Consider the following 16,857-nt stretch of genomic DNA (forward strand, 5'->3'; position numbering starts at 1 on the left):
CGCTGGCCTCAACGAACCGGCACTTGGCGAGCGCCTATGTCCTTGCGGCAGTAATGCTCGCCGGCACCACCGGCGCGCATGCACAATCGGTGGCGCTCACACCGGGCGAGGGGTTCGAGGTCGAACGTTATTCCGTCGCCCTGCGACCGGATCTCGCAACCACCTCCGTATCCGGTACCGAAACGATCGTCGTGCGCAGCACCTCCGACCGCACGATGCAGCTGGCGTTCACTGCCAACGCGCTTCGCATCAGCGACATTACCGTTGACGGCGCGCCCGCGAAGCACTCGACAAGCGCCACGGCGAGCGTGTTCGCGCTGCCGCGCGCACTGAAGAAAGGCAGCCGCGCGACGCTGCGCTTTCGGATCGCCGGCACCCCGAAACGCGGGCTCACCTCGCTGCCGGGCGGCATCTACAGCAGCTATTTCGCGTGCGACTGGATGGTCTGCCTTCAGGATGCGCCGGGTGACAAGGCACATTTCGCGCTCGACCTGTTCCTGCCCGCCGGTCTTGCATCGATCGGGGCGGGCAAAGCGGAACCGGTCGTCGCGTCCACCGACGGCCTGACCCTGCATCGCTGGCGAACGACCCGCCTCTACCCGGCCTATCTCTATGCCTTCGCCGCTGGCCCTTTCGTGCAGCGTTCCGTCACGACCGACCAGGGAGATCTGGCGTATCTCGACGCTACGGGCACCGCTGCAAAGCTGGGCAAGGCCTTTGCGGAGTCCCCCGCGATCGTTGCCTTCCTCGCCGACAAGGCGGGACTGCCGCTATCAGACCGTCGCTACGTGCAATTACTTGTTCCAGGCCGAGAAGCCCAGGAAACCGCAGGCTTCTCCTTGATCGGCAGCGGTGAACTCGATCGCGCGCGAGACGATCCGGCCGGCGGTTGGATCATCGCCCATGAAATGGCGCATGCGTGGTGGGGCAACCTCGTCACCTGTGCCAGCTGGCAGGAATTATGGCTCAACGAAGGTATCGCCACCTTCATGGTTGCCGCGTGGAAAGAGCATCGCTGGGGCGAACCAGCCTATCGCCGGGAACTCGCAGGGGCGCGGCAAAGGCTGGAGCGTGCCCGCGAGCAGGGATTCGACAAGCCGCTTGCCTGGGGCGGCACCTATCCCTCGCTCGGCGTACGGCGCGCGATTCAATACAGCAAAGGCGCCCTGTTCCTCGACCATCTGCGGACATCGATTGGCGATGCCGCCTTCTGGAGAGGGTTGCGCCGCTTCACCCGGGACAACGTGGGACAAACGGTGACAAGCGCGGATTTCGAACGGGCGATGGAACAGGCTAGCGGGCGCGACCTGTCCGCGACGTTCGCCGCGTGGGTATATGGCGGCTGACGATGCGGTCGCCTGCCGGAAACAGGTCCGTTACCTCGGCGCCCTGCCCTTCGGCCGCAAGCAACAGGGTGCGGTGGCAGACATGCGGGTCGCGCTCGAAACAGAGCAATGCGCTCGGCATCTCCGCCGCAAGGTCGCGCATGCGCGCTGCCGCCGCCTGCGCCTCGGGCAGTTCGAGCTGCCCGGCATATACCGCCTGCAACGTCGCCCGGTCGCCCTTTTTCGCGGCGTCGCGCCCCTGCTTGGGTGTCCCCAGCGCCTTGAGATGAACATAGTCGATCCCATGTTCCGCAAGCGCCGCGGCAAGCGACGTCTTGGAGAAGCCGGGGCGGCGCGACAACGGCAACTGGCGTACGTCGATAAGCCGCTTTACCCCTGCGGCGCCTAATGCGGCGATGACCTCATCGACGGTGGCGCCCTCATACCCGATGGTGAAAATCTTCATGACGGCTGAACGCCTGTGCGCCGGCATCGCTGCACCGCTCCATTCATGCACAGTCAATCCGCGATATGGCACGGTCTATCGCACGACGATACGGAACGCCGCGTGGCGATCGGTCGTTTTGTTGAAGCGTTTTCCCATCGGCTGGCGTAGCTTGTGGTGAATTCCCGTTGGAGAGTTTGATGTTGAGAATGTCCCCGGACCGCTCGCCTGCCGCCGGACGCAGCCGTCCCGTCCGCGCCGCGATCCTTGCCTCGGTGCTCGTCGGCAGCGCCGTGTTGGCCGCTTGTGCCACCCCTACACCGTACCAACCCGCCGTCGGCCAGGGTTTCAGCCGCGCGGGATATTGGGACGAGCAGATCGAACGCGACCGGTTTCGCGTCAGTTTTGCCGGCAACAGCCTGACCGCGCGCGAGACGGTCGAGCGCTACCTGCTGTTCCGCGCCGCGCAATTGACGCTCGAACAGGGCGCCGACCATTTCGTGCTGGTCGATCGCGATACCGAGCGCAAATCGCGCACTTATGTCAATCAGCCGTTCGGCCCCGGCTTCGGCTACGGCGGGTTCGGCGGCTGGAGCCCGTATTGGCGTTATCACAACCCGCGTTGGGGTTGGCGCGGCTGGAACCCCTATTGGGGCGACCCCTTCTTCGGCAACCAGATCGACGTCCGCCAGATCGATCGCTACGAAGCCGCCGCGGAAATCGTCATCGGCCGTGGTCCCAAGCCCGTAGACAATGTCCGTGCGTTCGATGCGCGCGACGTTATCGACAAGCTGGGACCGTCGGTGCGGATGCCGGAGCCGCGCTGAACCACCAGCGACTGACCGGGAGAGCGCGAGCATCGTCGCCGGGCGGATCGCGCACGCACGGTCCGGGCTACCGGCGCGGTTTGCGGGATGCTGCCTTTGCTGAAAGGATAGCTGCTATCGCATGGGCTCGACGGGCACTCCGTCGGGCTGAGGATCGCGGTAATGGGCAGATGTATGGCCGGGATCGGCACCGGCGGGCAGGCTGGGCGGACGCCACGCTCGCAGCCTACCGCGGATAGCGATTGCCGGGATTGGCGGCGCACCGTTGGCGGGGGCGGCGTAATGCGTCCGGCGCCGCGATGTTCTGCGACGGATCGGTCGCCAAGCGATACCGGTGGCTGACCGGGCATCGTGCCGCAGGCCGGTCCGCAAGCCGTCCGGTGGTGGGGGAGCGCCAAAGGCGAGATACCATACGGGCCCGGCCCGGCGGCGTCCCTCGGCCAGGTCCGAAGCGAAGACTCAAGAGCAAGCGGCGCGCGTACCGCTCACTCTCTCGGGACACCTTTCAACAACGAGGAGTTCGCATCGGGATGACCGGACGTGGCTCTTGGCGACGTGACCCGGCGCTCATCCAGCGGTAACCGGAGACCGGCTATTGATGTCTTGCATGAACGCAGGTGAGCAACCGGCAGGGTTAGCCCAGTGCGTTGCATTTCGAGTTTGGCGGCCGATACCGCCGGGATAGCTATCCGAGGAATGAGTGCAGCCGCGCGGTGTTGTGATCATCGACCCGGCGCAAGAATCGAGTGAGCTTGCCCGATGGCGAAGAATAGCGTCTCGTTGGGCAGCGCGCTGCGCTGCCGGCTATCGAAGCTCTCGACGAATCGACTGCGGGTCGGCTTACCGGCGCCATGTAATTCCACTTCGCGACCAAAGCGCCGGTTCAGGCGAACACGTCTTTCGAGGTGAGTTCGGTGCCATTGTCGCTGACGATCATCTTCGGCATGCCACGCTCGGCGTTCAGGTCCGCCACCTTTCGCACGACCCGCCGACCCGAGATCGACGTGTCCACTCCCGCCCGGAGGCATTTGCGCGTCGCGTCACCGACGATAGTGGAGCACGCGGAACCAAGCGCTTTCGTGCCTGTCGGCGCCTGGCCGTGAGGCCCTCCTCGCGGTACAGCCGATGCGTTTTCTTGCGGTCGTTCGTGATCCCAACGTCACTTGAAGATGCGCGTCCGCTTGCCCCTTCGCGGCGGGCGTCACCACTTTTTTGACAGCAGATCGACGGCTGCGCTGCCCTTCGGGTCCGACCCGCGTTGTCGAGCATCGAATCCGCCGGCAGGCGCCTAAGCCGTGCGTTTCCCCTTTCGATCGACCGCAGCCGCTTCGCACCGGACACCTCCAGCCCCCGGACTTGGCCTTCCAGGCATAGTAGATCGCGCTGAACATGCCGAGCTTACGGACCAGCTCCGTCACTTCCGCGCCCTCCCCGGCCTCCTTCAGAATGCCGATAATCTGCTCTTCCGAAAATTGCTTCTGCTTCATCTATCCGCCCCATCGTCGAGTCGCTCCCTCGCTCCGACTGACGGAAAAAACGGGATTCAGGCCAATCGGCCGCCGCAGGAGCCGCGGTGGTGGATAGCGGCGCCGTGGCGCGTCCCGGCGCATCGGCTTCTTTCCGTCGGCTGACACCGAAGGTTGCGGTTCTACCTCAACAGTGCGGCCCGCGCCGTTGTCGGCGGACGTGCTGCGCTGTCCGTCGCAAAACGCCGGAATGTCGGCACATGGCGATCACCGGCTTTCTCACCCGCAGGTTCAGTCCCTGATCGCGAAGCGCCCCATCACCGTTGCCATTGCCGCCTAAGCGGCGGTCCGACCCGATCTTGTGGACGCAACATCCAAAGTTGCCCACCAATTACGCGATCGGGCAGAACCCGGTTGACGCCCTTATCGTAAGGTTAGCTCCCGAGCTGAGTCGTGTCCCTCATCCACCGATTCTACATCGTCTCCTGCTCGACGAGCGTCTGCCCAGTGAACGCAATGCACAACCTATCGTCATGTCGGATGGTTCGGCTAACCCGGCGGACATGGGCGCCGGACAAGAGGGGGCGTCAAAGCAATCACTCCGCGCGACGCGAAAAGCTGATACGCCGATCTGATCCGTTCCCGATTGAAAACGTGGCGAGCCGCAGACTGGGCCGCCAACAGCAGCGCTGCACCGATGGTCTGTCCCTAAGAGATGATCGCGATCGGGCTGAGGCCCGATATGGGTACGCACTGACCACCCTCCTGCGCGAGAACGCCCTGGTGCCATCCCGGTGGATCCTGGCAGCTGAAGATATTGGCCCGTCGACGCGGCTGGCCGCGCTTCTTGCCGCCGCCGCGCGCTCTCGAGCCCTACGTAACGAAAACGCCCCGGAGTTTCCTCCGAGGCGCCTCGCAGGACGGAAAGTGCCGCCCCAATTCAAGACCGAGTTCAGCCGATCAGGCCGATCCCGTCAACGGTAGCTTCGAGAGCCGTAACGCCCGAGATACCGTTCAGCTGAACGATATCGGTGAACGCCTCGAGACCCTGCGCACCCTCGATTTCGCCGACATAGAAGTTGCCGCGGTATTCGAAAGCAACTGCACCGTTGTTCGCCAACGGATCGGCGCCCGACTGGAACTCCTGTTCGACGAGCTGGATCGCCGCAAGCAGGCTGGTCGACGAGTCGATCGCGAGGTCGAGAGCCGAACCTTGTTCGACGACGCCATCGCTGATCGACGCCGAGTTGGTGTTGATCACGGTTGCACCACCGAAGTCGATGACATCCGCGGTAACGTCGAGGCCGGCATTGGCACCAACACCGTCGTCGGTGTCGACGTCAAAGCCGATCACTACGTCCGGAGCGGTACGGGCCGAGTCCCCGTCCGTCGTGACGACCAGAATGTCACGAGCTGCCTCGCTCTCGGTAAGCGTGATCGTGTCGATCCCGCCGCCACCTTCGATGATGTCCGAACCTTCGCCGCCCGTGATCGCATCGCGACCCGCGCCGCCGGTGATGTCGTCATCACCGTCGCCGCCAATCACGGTGAGTTCGCGGTTGCCCGACAGTGCCGAACCATCGAACGTCAGCGTGCTGAACGTGGTCGTGTCCGCGTCGACACCGTCGCCGCCCAGTTCGCCGTCGGCGCCCAGGTCGGTGACCGTCCCGGTCAGTGCGGACGCATCGACCGTCAGACCATCGGTTGCATCGACATTGTCGTCAGTGACGCTAACTGCAAAATTGATCGTGTTGCCCGCGACGTCGTTATTGTCGCCAGCAACCGCCATGGCAGCTTCCGGCGCATTGATGACAATCGTTTCGAACCCGACAACGTCCGCTCCGAAATCAGCGTTATAGGTTGTGAGCGCCGACGTGTTGCCGACATTGACGCCAGCAGCACCAACGGTGTGGATGCTGTACGCCCCACCGATCAGCAGACGATCGTCCCCGTCACCACCATCGAACTGCGCGACGGTGAAGTCGGCATTATAGTAGGTGTTGAGCGTATCGTCGCCGTCGTCGAGCTCGATCGGGCCGTTGTTGATCGCGGTGAACAGCGGATCCTGCGCGATCCTGACCTCGTCATCTCCCGTGCCGCCAACAACGCCACCGGTGCCGGTGAAGACGAGAATACCGTCTTCGTAGACGCTGGCGTCGATGTCGTCGTCATCGGTACGAATGGTGCGGATACCCGCCGCGATCGCATCCTCGTCAAGCGTCACTTCGGCTACGCCATCACCGGCCACACCCGTACGAATGCGCGTTACCAGCTCCTCGATGCCCGAAAAGTTCTCGAACTCGCCGCCCTCAAGGACATCATCGCGCGTGACAAATACAGCGTCAGTTCCTTCGGTGCCGGTGTCGGTAACCGTGTCCTTGATGCTGACGCCGTTGAAGACATACGTATCGCTGCCTTCCTGACCATCGAGCAGATCACGCCCTGCACCGCCGGTGAGCGTGTCGTCACCAGCGCCGCCGGTGAGGACGTCGTCACCGTCACCACCGGTCAGGACGTCATCGCCCGCACCACCGGTCACATCAACTGCGAAGTCGACGGACAATTGCGAAGCATCCACTTCGAGCGTTTCACCAGCAGTCGTGTCCTCGTCGAGGCCCGAGCCGCCTAGCTCGTTGTCGTCGCCAAGATCGACGACAACATCACCGCGCAGCGCCGAACCGTCGATGACCAGCACCCCGCCCTCAGTGACGTTGCTGTCTTCAACTTCAAACGTATAGCTGACGGCGTTGCCAGCAGAATCGTCCGCATCATCGATCGCTTCTTCACCATCGGAGGCATCGATCACAATCGACTCGAACCCGGTGAAATTGTCACCAAGCGGATCAAAATATGTGAAGTTGTTGCCGACCCCGAAACCAAGATCGACAAGGCTTCCACCAAAGCGAAGCGTGTCGTTACCATCACCACCGTCGATGGAGTTGGCGGGATCGCCCGCGGGGATAGCATATCCCGCATTCACCGTGTCATCGCCATCACCGGCATTGATGTCACCGGTGTAGCTCTGAAGACCAGCCGTGATATTAATCGTGTCACCGCCCATGCCCGTGGCGATGTCGCCCGACCCGTTAACCGTGATCGCGCCTTCGTAATCGCTAGCATCGACGTCGCCGCCCGCAACGGAGGTCACTTCAACGATGCCGGCTGCCTCGGCATTCTCTCCGACAACAACGTCGCCATCGGTTTCAATCGCCTCGAAGCCGACCTTACCCTCGAACGAATTGTCGTTGATCGTCGGCGTGCCGAATACGCCGAGCGTATCGACATCATCTGCGCCCATGCCGGTGTCGGTGATGGTTTCGGAGACGTTGAACTCGCCCCCGTCGAAGAAGTAGTAGTCGCTGCCTTCGCCGCCATCCATCGTGTCGCGACCTGCGCCACCGTCAAGATAGTCGTCGCCGCCACCGCCGAGCAGACCATCGTTCCCGGCACCGCCGGAAAGGAAGTCATCGCCCGCGCCACCGGCCAGGAAGTCGATCGACCCCGAACCGAGCAGCGTGTCGTCGCCCATGCCACCATTGAGGTAAGCGCCCGCACCACCGGCCACGAAGAATTCATCCGCCACGGTGCCGACGATCACTTCTGCGAACGTTCCGCGCTGGGTGCCCGAAATGTCGCGAACGTCGAAGGTGCCGCCAGTGAAGCGAATGCCTTCGTCGTCGAAGCGCGTTACCGAGCCGACCAGACCGTCGGCATCGTCCTCGGACTGAGCCGTCAGCGCCAGATTGCCGCCGGCGTCGTTGCCATCGCCGTTACCCGCAGCCGTGCTGGTGAAGGTGATGCGAACCGGATCGGTCTGGTTGATGAACTGAACCTGGTCAATCTGCGCCGTAAGCGGCGAGCCGTCCGGGTTAAAGGTCGACGAACCGGTGTCGATCAGATCGGCACCGTTTGCGAGATCAGTGATGACGCCGTCGGCAAGGCCATCGGCCATCACAACGGTCAGTTCGTTGGTGAAGCCCGCCGAGCTGATGTTGAGGAGCGTTCCATCGATGAATTCACCGTTGAGGATCTGCCCGCCGAGCACCGGCTGCGAGTCGCCTGCCGTCGTGTCCACCCGCACGATACCCGCTTCGGCCGCTTCGGCGCCGAGCGTGATATTGTTGTAGTTGCTCGAAATCACCTCGACGCTGCTGACCTGGGTCAGATCGACGTCGACCAGCGCGTTCGGCACGGATGCGCCGCCGGCTGCATTGATCAGCACGAGCGTATCGACACCCCCGCCGCCATTGACGAGATCGACCTGCGACAGCAGCTTGCCGGGCTCGTTGATGTTCTGGACGCCGTTGATGCGGTCAGCGCCGCTTCCGCCCAGCACGGTGTCGCCACCGGTGGTCAGTTCGAACGACTGCGGCAGATCCTGGTCGTTGTCCGTGATCGTCGCGGTCAGATCCGCGTCGTCCGCAAGTTGCAGAACACCGTTCGAATCGACGTCGATCGTGACGGTCTCGTCGCCTTCGTTCATGTCGGCGTCGTCGATCACGTCGACGGTCAGCGTCGCGGTGGTCTGGCCAGCGGCGAAGGTGATCGTCTGATTGACGGCGGTGTAGTCGTCACCCGCCGTTGCGGTGCCGCCGATGGTCGTCACGTTGATCGTGATGTCCTCGTCCGACGCTTCGCTCAGGGTGAAGGTGTAGACGATGTCGTCGGTGCCTTCGATGACATCCGTCGCTTCCACGCTGAGTACGATACCGCTGGGCTCGCCAGGAGTGCCATCGCCGCCGATCTCGGTCGGCGTATCGGTGATCTCCTGATCGCCGATGGTCACCGTCGCATCACCATCCACGACAGTGGTGTCGAGCACGAACGAACCGTCGTCGAAAACGAAGGTTGGGCGATCGGCGTCGTCCAGGTCCGGGCTTGGCGCCGGGAAGGTCACCACGGTCATGTTGGGACCGGTGACGATGATCGACGAGCCGCTGCGCGAGACCGAATAGAAGGACGAAGCGCCCTCGAAGATGATCGTATCGCCGCCCGAGTTGAACGAGCTGTCAAAGGTCTGCGTACCGCCGCTGACCGATACGGTCTCTTCACCATCGGCCTTGCCGAAGACGAGGTTGTCACCGCCAGTGAGCGTAAAACCGAGCGTTTCGTCGGTATTGAGTCGAATAGTAGCCATTTCAGTTACCCCTAAAAAATCAGTCTAGATCGCGAGGTCGATGCCTCACGCGTAGCTGAAGAAGTCAAAGCCGACTGCCGCTTCGGCAGTCTCTTCGTTGAAGATGAAGTCGTCGGCGCTGACCGCATCCTCGATGATGATGCGATTCGAAGCACCGCCACCGCTGAAGTCGATGATCAGATCGTTGTCGAGCGACGAGAAGGAATAGCTCGATCCGATGTCGGCACCGTCCGTGCCGGTCACCACCACCGTGTCGCCCTCGGCGAAATCGGTGATCGTGACGTCGGTCAGGACATCGGCGTCATCCTCGAACTGGACGTCACCGGCTGCGCCCGAAACGACCACGCCCTCAACATCGAGGCTTTCGGTCACGACGTCGTCAAGGTCATTGATCGTGACCGTGACGGCCTGCTCGGCAGTGAGGCCCGGATCGCCATCGTCGGTCGCGACGACGGTGAAATCATACGTGTCCTGACCTTCAAAATCCGGCGAGGCCACGAAGCGGACTTCGCCGGTATCCTCGTCGATCGTGAACGCGTCGGCATCGGCACCGGTCAGCGAGTAGCTGATCATCGAGTCGGCGTCGGTATCGGTCGCATCGGCGTCGAATACGACGGTGCCGACATCCACATTCTCGTCGATAGCCACCGTTGCCGTCGCGGTGGCGAAGGTGGGCGCGTCGTTGACGTCGGTTACCGTGACGACGACGTCCTGGCTGACGGTGTCGGTTCCATCGCTGGCAGTGACCGTAATGTTGTATTCGGCCATCTCTTCGAAATCGGCCGAAGCGAGCAGCGTGACTTCGCCGGTGTCGGCGTCGATCGCGAACAGCGCCGCATCGTCACCCGACAGAGCGTAAGTGATGTCATCGTCATCGGCATCGGTCGCTACCGCGGTGTAGACGACGGTGTCGGTCGCCGAATTTTCCGCAACGGTCGCGGTGGCGGCGGAAGTGAACACCGGCTCGGCATTGGTCGGCGTCGGAGTGGGGGTCGGCGTAGGAGCCGGCGTGCCGCCATTGTCCTCGTCGTCATCGTCGCCGCTCAGCGCAAGCGCGAGAATGCCGCCGGCGAGCAGTACGCCGCCGACGATGAATGGCGTGTAGTCGGTCGCCTCGCTGTCCGCGCTGTCATCATAGACGGTGTTCTGAACGGCCGTCGTCGTCGTCGTGGTCTCGGCCTCGCCGGTCACCGGATCGGGCGTCGTCGTCGACGTCGACTCCTGCGTCGTCGTCGTCACGGCGCTGTCCTGCACCATCGGCGCCGCAGTGCCGGGAACCATCGCCACGGGGGCGGCGGCTACTGCCGCAGGCGCTGCGACCGCTGCCGCGCCTTCAGGTGCCACCACGATCGCGGGGGCGTTTGCTTCGGCAGCAATTGCCGCCATCTTCGCCGTCGAAACTACGTCGGCGTTCGGTTGGGAAATACGCTTAGTCATGGACACCCCCTATGGTGGTTCTCTTGGTGAAAGCGCGCAAAGCGGCCTTGAACCCGGTTCCGCGGCAGGTTTGGACGAATCGTTAGGCGATTGCAAGCGCCAACTTTTGGATGGAAACGACAAAAAATGCGCGAAATTCCGCGGGGTGCGGCACAACAGCCACACCTTTGCGCGGCACCGTTCAGACTGGCTGAAATCAAGCGATCCAACTCCGCGACACGTTGCACTGCCACGTCGGGTGGAGTGGAACAGGCGCGAAACGCGCCCTCGATGAATTAGGTTCCACAGTAACGCCCGAATGTGCGCTAGCGCTCCCCGAGCGACTCCGACACCGTCTTGGTCAGCGGCTTGGTCAGATAGCGGAACACGGTGTGCTCGCCGGTCAGAATCTCGGCTGTGGCGGTCATGCCCGGCTGTAGCTCGATGCGCTCGCCCGGACGCGGTGTGCGCATTTCGCTGGTATCGACACGGATATGGACGCGGTAGAACGAGATTTCGCCGCCGCCCTGCGGGCGTTCCTCGGTGATGGTGTCCGGACTGACGAACGTGACCGAGCCGATACCGCTGCCATAGATCGAGCTGTCATAGGCATCGAACTTGACCGACGCCTGCTGGCCCAGTCGGATGAAGGCGATATCGGCGGGCGGAACCTTGGCCTCGACGATCAGCTCGTCGCCGGTCGGCACGATCCGCATCGCCTCGTCGCCCGGCCTGAGCACGCCGCCCAGCGTCGTCAGCCGGACATTCTGGACGATGCCGTCGGTCGGCGCGAACAGCTCGGTATCGTCGAGCACCTCGGTGCGCTGGGTCAACTGCTGCGCGGCAGTGACCAGCTCCTCGTTGACGCGGCTGTATTCGGCCTGGAGGTCCTGGATATACTTGTTCTGCAAGTTGGTGATCTGACCCTCGATGTCGGACACTGCGCGCTGCATCCGCAGAATCTCCGACCGGGCGACGTCGCCGGTCTTGACCAGCGGCATGTTGAGCGCAAGCTCCTCGCGCGACAGCGCGATCATCTGGCGCAGCGCATTGACCTGCGCCGCCTGCGCACCCTTGCGCTTGATATAGAGCGAGCGTTCGTTGGCGACGAACTCGGGATAGGCAAGCGTGTCGGGCGGAAAGCGCAAGGGCCGGTCGAACAGCTCGGCCTCGACCCGCGCCAGCGTGGTCTTGAGGCCGGCGGCGCGCGCGCGCGCCTCATCGACGCCGGCGGCGACCTTGCCGGTGTCGAGCGTCATCAGCAACTGGCCGCGCTTGACCTTGTCGCCCTCGCGGACATGGATCGCCGCGATCTGCCCGCCGTCGGTCGACTGGATCACCTGCAGCCTTCCCGACGGGATCACCTGGCCCGGCGCGCGCGTGACCTGATCAAGCTTCGCCCAGAGCGACCACGCGATGAAGCCGAGCACGAATGTCGCGGTCAGCGCGACGACGATGCGGGCGGCGTGCGAGCGCGAACGGCGCATGGTCAGGCGGCTCCTTCGGTCGTGGTCTGCGCGATGCTGCGCTGGCCACCAGCTGGGGCGACACGCGCGGTGCCGCTCGTCTGGAGCCGGGCGATCACCTCCCTGGTCGGGCCGTCGAGCGTGATCCGGCCATTGCCCATCACGATGACGCGATCGACCATCGACAGCAGCGACATCTTGTGCGTGACCAGCACCAGCGTATGCCCCTCATCGATGCGATCCATCACTGCGCGCATCACCGACGTCTCGGTATTCTGGTCCAGATTGGAGCTAGGCTCGTCGAGCAGCCACAAGGACGGCTGTGCGATCAGCATGCGGGTGATGCCGGTCAACGTCCGCTGTCCGCCCGAAAGCCCCCTGCCCCCTTCGGAGATCGGCAGGTCCAGTCCCATCGGGTGCGCGCTGATCAGCCGCACCAGCCCGGTCTTCTCCGCGGCCTCCAGGATCGCCGCATCGCCCGGATCGGCGAGCCCCATCAGCAGGTTGTCGCGCAGCGTCCCGTTCACCAGCCGAACGTCCTGCGGCAGATAGCCGACCGCCTGACGCAGGATGTCCTCGGCCACCTGGCTCATGTCGAGCCCGCCGAGCGTCACCTGGCCGTGCCGCGCGGCATAGAGCCCCGCCATCATCCGCAGCAAGGTGGTCTTGCCCGATCCGATGCCGCCGATCAGCCCCACCTTCTCTCCCGCGGCGATGCTGAGGGTCGGAATGCTCAGCGTCTCCTTGGTGCCCATATAGGCGAACTCGACCCGGTCGAAGCGGATCGCCGGGCGGATCGCGTCCGGCCGCAGCCCGCCCGCTGGATGGTCCTGCGGCTGCGCAAGGATGCCGTCGAGCAGCTTGAGCGACGAGCGTGCATAGCCCCATGACACGATCATTCCGGGCAGCTGCGCCATCAACGGACCGTTGACGCGCCCGCCGATGATCGCCGCAGCGACCAGGCCACCGGTGGTCATGTTGCCCTTCGACACCTCGACCGCGCCGAATGCGATCAGGCCGACATAACCGATCTGCTGGAGCGTCTGGAACACCGACGACGCGACCGCCTGCCATTTGCGCACCGGCGTCTCGCTTGCCTGCACCGCTTCGATCAGCGCGTTCCAGCGCGACAACATATACCAGCCGCCGCGATTGGCCTTGACCGTCTCGGCCGCATCGAAGCTCTCGACGAGCAGCCCATTCTTGCGGTTGCCGGTGACCTGTGCCGCCTCGGTACCGGACCGGATCAGCCGCGACAGAATGAGCGCCAGCGTGATCGAGATCGGGAAGATCACCAGCGGGACCAGCACGATGATTCCACCCAGCGCCCAGATGACGAACAGGAAGAAGATCGCGAATGGGAAATCGGCGAGCAGGAACAGCGACGCCGATGAATACAGGCTGCGCACCTGTTCGAGCCCGCGCAATTGCGCCGCCATCGTCCCCACCCCGCCGCTGCGCGCGTCGAGCCGCACGGCCTGGGCGCGCGCGAAGAAGAATTCCGAGACCTCGGCGTCGATGTCCTGCGCTTCGCGATCCATCAGCAGCGCACGGGTCGTACGCAGCAGGAAATCGAGCAGCAGCGCCACCACCACGCCGACCGTCAGCACCCACAAAGTCGCATAGCCCGACCGCGGGATGACGCGGTCATAGACCTGCATCGAATAGAGCGATGTCGCGAGCGCGATGAGATTGACGACCACGGTCGCGACCAGCGCGGTCACGATCGCACTCTTGCGGTTCAGCAGCGCCTGACGGAACACCGCCGACGCCCGCATCGGCTTGCCGCCGCGCATGGCATCGGGAAAGGCGACGCGAAAGAAGCGCATCGAGTCGTCGTGCGCGCGTGTCTCGACCCCGGCTTCGGTCCGCACGCGCAACAGGTCGCGGCCTTCCCATTGTTCGGCGATGGCCCACCCGCCGTCCTGCGCGAACATCAGCGCGGGCAGCGCGTTGGCGCGCGGGCGCCGGTCGAGCACCTCGGGTGGGGCCCAGCCGATTTCGCTGCACAGCCTGGCCAGGGCGTCGCGATCGTCGCCGACCCCCCCGCCGAGCCCGTCGCGCCAGTGCGGTGACAGGTTGACGCCGCTGGCCCGCGCCAGTTCGCCGATCAGGTCGGTCAGCCGATCACTCATAGCTCCCGCCTCCCATGCGGGTCTGCGGTTGCCAGCGGCAGGTCCGCAACATCAGTCGCGCCGTCGATGCCATCGCCACGAATTCGGAATCGGACCGCTCGAGCTGCGACGTCGTCGCTTCGCGTACAGCATTCATCACGTCGAGCCAGGTACGCCGCCCGGCGACGAACTGCCGCAGGAAACTGGCGGTGACGCGCTGCGCGCTGTCGGCAGCCGATGCGCTGGCGCTGATCTGGCTGCGTGCGGTGGCGTTCTGGACAAGGTCGGTCCGCACCTGTTCGCGAACCTGGCGCTCGATGGTGCGTACGTCCAGCTCGGCCGAGGTCGCGCGGAGCCGGGCGGCATCGGCGCGGCGAAAATCGGAAAGCCCGCCCTGGGTCTGCGCGGTGACGGCGAGCCCGGCACGGGCACCGATGATGTCGTTATACGAGAACTGCGCCGACAGCTGCGGCAGCACCGACGCGCGTACCTGCCGCGCCTCCTCGCGCGCCACCAGCGCCTCTGCCGACAACCGGTCGCGCTCCGGGCTGCAGCGTAGCGCTTCGTCGACTGCCTGTGGCAGCAGCGGGTGATGCACCGCCGGATCATAGGTCGGGACCGCGCCGGGATCGTATCCGGCGTCGCCGACATATTGATACAGCCGCTCGATCGCCGCGCCCTGCTGCGATTCGGCGATAGCGCGGTCCTGCTCGGCCTGGGCGAAGCGCGATTGCGCCAGCGCGAGATCGGTATCCGGGCTCACTTCCTGATCGACGCGGTTCTGGATCGACTGGACGAGCCCGCGCAGCTCCTCGAGATTGGCGTCGAGGATCTGCTTGCGCTGCGCCAGCCGCGCGATGTCGAAATAGGCCTCGACGACGTCGAGCGCGACCTGTTGGACGGTTTCGTCGACCTGCGCCGAACGCGCGAGCTTTTCGGCCTTGGCACGGTCGATCGCGGCACCGATCCGGCCAAAGGTGTAGATCGGTTGATCGACGACGAGCTGGCTGCCCAGCCCCGGCCCGGTGCCGAGCGCGACGCCCTGCACGCCCAGGCTCGGCAGGCGCAGGCTCTTGGCGGCGCTGACCTCGGCGGTAGCGGCGCGTACCGAGGTCCGGCCGGATTCGATCGCCGGATAGTCGTTGGTCGCGCGTCCGACCGCCTCGAACAGTTTCGGATTGACGCCGGGCGGCGGCGTGCCCTCGACGATCTCGGCCTGCTGCGCCGGGGATGGCGGGCCGGCTACGGGTTGGACTTGCCGTGCGGCAACGGGGAACGCCAGCGCGATGGCGATGCCGGCCGCGCCTCGCGCCCCGATCACTCGCGAAAGGCCCGTTCGCTGAGCCGGGTGACCGGGGTGAAGATGTACGACAGCACCGAACGCTTGTCGCCGAGCAGGCTGACATCGACCGTCATCCCGGTGCCGAGCGGCAATTTGCGTCCGCTCTTGTCGACCAGCGTATCGCTCTTGGCGCGGACGCGCACCGTATAGAAGCTCTCGCCAGTGCGTTCGTTGATCGTCGCGTCGGGCGAGATGGTCTCGACCGATCCGTCCATGCTGCCATAGATCGCCGAGTCATATGCCGAGACGTTGATGCGCGCCGGCTGATCGATCCGGATGAAGCCGATGTCCTTGGGCAGGACCTGCGCCTCGACCAGCAGCGTGTCCTCGCTGGGGACCAGCTCGACCAATGGCGCGCCGGCCTGCACGCTGCCGCCGACGGTCGAGACCAGCACGCGGTTGATCTGTCCTGCCAGCGGCGCGGTGACGACGGTGCGCGCTACGCGATCCTGCAGCGCCGGCAGCGAGCGGGTCCGTGCGGCAAGTTCGGCCTGTGCGGTGGCAAGCTCGCCCGCCGCCTGCGCGCGCCAATCCTGGCGCAGCTGGTTGAGGGTCGAGCGCGCTTCGGCGACCGCCGATTGCGAACGCGCGATCGCCGCCTGCGCCCCGGTCACCTCGGTACGCGCGACCGCTGCATTGTTCTCGAGCTGCACCAGCGTCATGCGCGGTTCGATCCCGCGTTCCACGACGGGGCGCATCATCGTGATCTGCTGGTCGAGCGACGCCAATGCCGCGACCCGCGACTGGTACGCCGCCTCGGCCTCGGCGACCGCGCGCTGGCTCTGCACGATCCGCGATTGCGCCGCAGCGGTAAGGCTGGCGAGGTCGGCCATACGCGACTGGTGCAGCGAGCGCTCAATGCCGATCTGCTCGGTCACGGCGGGGTTGGTCGATGCAGGATAGCGCGGGCTGCGGCCTTCGACTTCGGCCTGGAGCCGCGCGATCTTGGCGGTCAGCGCGCCGGCGGTGATCTCGTTGCTGCCAAGCTCGGCGCCGGACTGGGTCTGGTCGAGCCGCAGCAGCGGTTGGCCTTTCTTCACGTCCTGGCCGGAGCGGACCAGGATCGCCTCGACGATACCGCCCTCAAGATTGGAGATTACCTGCAATCGCGAGCCGGGAATGATCCGCCCCTGCGCACGCACGGTGCGGTCGATCACGGTCAGCGTCGCCCACGCGACCGCGATCACGACGAAGCCGACGATCGCCCATAGCAGGATGTTCGATGCCGCCTTGGGGCGGATCGGGTCGGCGACATCCTCGAAATGATGCTGGCCGGGATCGTAGGGCGCGGTGGTGCTCATGGGATCGCTTCGATTGAG

At 64.8% G+C, this 16,857-nt stretch carries 9 protein-coding genes and 1 pseudogene; 2 read left to right on the forward strand and 8 right to left on the reverse strand.

Translation table 11 applies throughout. From position 1 onward, the window contains the following. Positions 1-23: 23 nt before the first annotated feature. On the forward strand, positions 24-1,346 hold the full coding sequence (locus tag FHY50_RS06950) for a M1 family aminopeptidase (RefSeq protein ID WP_218975205.1): 1,323 nt from the start codon (positions 24-26) through the stop codon (positions 1,344-1,346). A gap of 19 nt (positions 1,347-1,365) precedes the next feature. Here the strand turns inward: FHY50_RS06950 and FHY50_RS06955 are convergent. Continuing rightward, positions 1,366-1,791, reverse strand: a pseudogene (locus FHY50_RS06955) (DUF488 domain-containing protein); the annotation flags it as partial. A 179-nt stretch (positions 1,792-1,970) separates the two neighbouring features. Here FHY50_RS06955 and FHY50_RS06960 point away from each other — a divergent pair. After that, on the forward strand, positions 1,971-2,597 hold the full coding sequence (locus FHY50_RS06960) for a CC0125/CC1285 family lipoprotein (protein ID WP_243846590.1): 627 nt from the start codon (positions 1,971-1,973) through the stop codon (positions 2,595-2,597). Between the two features lie 1,040 nt (positions 2,598-3,637). On the opposite strand, the gene FHY50_RS06970 is transcribed toward FHY50_RS06960, so the two are convergent. From FHY50_RS06970 to FHY50_RS07000, 7 genes are all read right to left on the reverse strand, one after another. Further along, complete coding sequence (locus FHY50_RS06970) at positions 3,638-4,084, reverse strand: transposase (RefSeq protein WP_140047764.1); 447 nt, start codon at positions 4,082-4,084, stop codon at positions 3,638-3,640. A gap of 931 nt (positions 4,085-5,015) precedes the next feature. Then, the gene (locus FHY50_RS06975) at positions 5,016-9,200 is read right to left on the reverse strand and encodes a beta strand repeat-containing protein (protein WP_140047765.1); all 4,185 of its coding nucleotides are present in this window, start codon (positions 9,198-9,200) and stop codon (positions 5,016-5,018) included. A 45-nt stretch (positions 9,201-9,245) separates the two neighbouring features. Next, positions 9,246-10,637, reverse strand: a complete 1,392-nt coding sequence (locus tag FHY50_RS06980; RefSeq protein ID WP_140047766.1) for a cadherin repeat domain-containing protein — start codon at positions 10,635-10,637, stop codon at positions 9,246-9,248. A gap of 305 nt (positions 10,638-10,942) precedes the next feature. Next, on the reverse strand, positions 10,943-12,103 hold the full coding sequence (locus FHY50_RS06985; RefSeq protein ID WP_140047767.1) for a beta-barrel domain-containing protein: 1,161 nt from the start codon (positions 12,101-12,103) through the stop codon (positions 10,943-10,945). Positions 12,104-12,105: 2 nt separating this feature from the next. Next, positions 12,106-14,217: an ATP-binding cassette domain-containing protein gene (locus FHY50_RS06990; protein ID WP_140047768.1), complete on the reverse strand. Its 2,112-nt coding sequence runs from the start codon at positions 14,215-14,217 to the stop codon at positions 12,106-12,108. Beyond that, on the reverse strand, positions 14,210-15,517 hold the full coding sequence (locus FHY50_RS06995) for a TolC family protein (RefSeq protein WP_140047769.1): 1,308 nt from the start codon (positions 15,515-15,517) through the stop codon (positions 14,210-14,212). Before FHY50_RS06995 ends, FHY50_RS06990 begins: the two co-directional genes overlap by 8 nt. Beyond that, the gene (locus FHY50_RS07000; protein WP_140047770.1) at positions 15,514-16,839 is read right to left on the reverse strand and encodes an HlyD family type I secretion periplasmic adaptor subunit; all 1,326 of its coding nucleotides are present in this window, start codon (positions 16,837-16,839) and stop codon (positions 15,514-15,516) included. Before FHY50_RS07000 ends, FHY50_RS06995 begins: the two co-directional genes overlap by 4 nt. Positions 16,840-16,857 lie beyond the last annotated feature (18 nt).

It is taken from the genome of Sphingomonas japonica (genome assembly GCF_006346325.1).
Classification (GTDB): Bacteria; Pseudomonadota; Alphaproteobacteria; order Sphingomonadales; family Sphingomonadaceae; genus Sphingomonas; species Sphingomonas japonica.

What these genes read in the sequence shown, in the direction of transcription:
- FHY50_RS06960 (WP_243846590.1), top strand. Translation starts at nt 1,971, where the DNA reads ATGTTGAGAATGTCCCCGGACCGCTCGCCTGCCGCCGGACGCAGCCGT.
- FHY50_RS06970 (WP_140047764.1), bottom strand. Translation starts at nt 4,084, where the DNA reads ATGAAGCAGAAGCAATTTTCGGAAGAGCAGATTATCGGCATTCTGAAG.
- FHY50_RS06975 (WP_140047765.1), bottom strand. Translation starts at nt 9,200, where the DNA reads ATGGCTACTATTCGACTCAATACCGACGAAACGCTCGGTTTTACGCTC.
- FHY50_RS06980 (WP_140047766.1), bottom strand. Translation starts at nt 10,637, where the DNA reads ATGACTAAGCGTATTTCCCAACCGAACGCCGACGTAGTTTCGACGGCG.
- FHY50_RS06985 (WP_140047767.1), bottom strand. Translation starts at nt 12,103, where the DNA reads ATGCGCCGTTCGCGCTCGCACGCCGCCCGCATCGTCGTCGCGCTGACC.
- FHY50_RS06990 (WP_140047768.1), bottom strand. Translation starts at nt 14,217, where the DNA reads ATGAGTGATCGGCTGACCGACCTGATCGGCGAACTGGCGCGGGCCAGC.
- FHY50_RS07000 (WP_140047770.1), bottom strand. Translation starts at nt 16,839, where the DNA reads ATGAGCACCACCGCGCCCTACGATCCCGGCCAGCATCATTTCGAGGAT.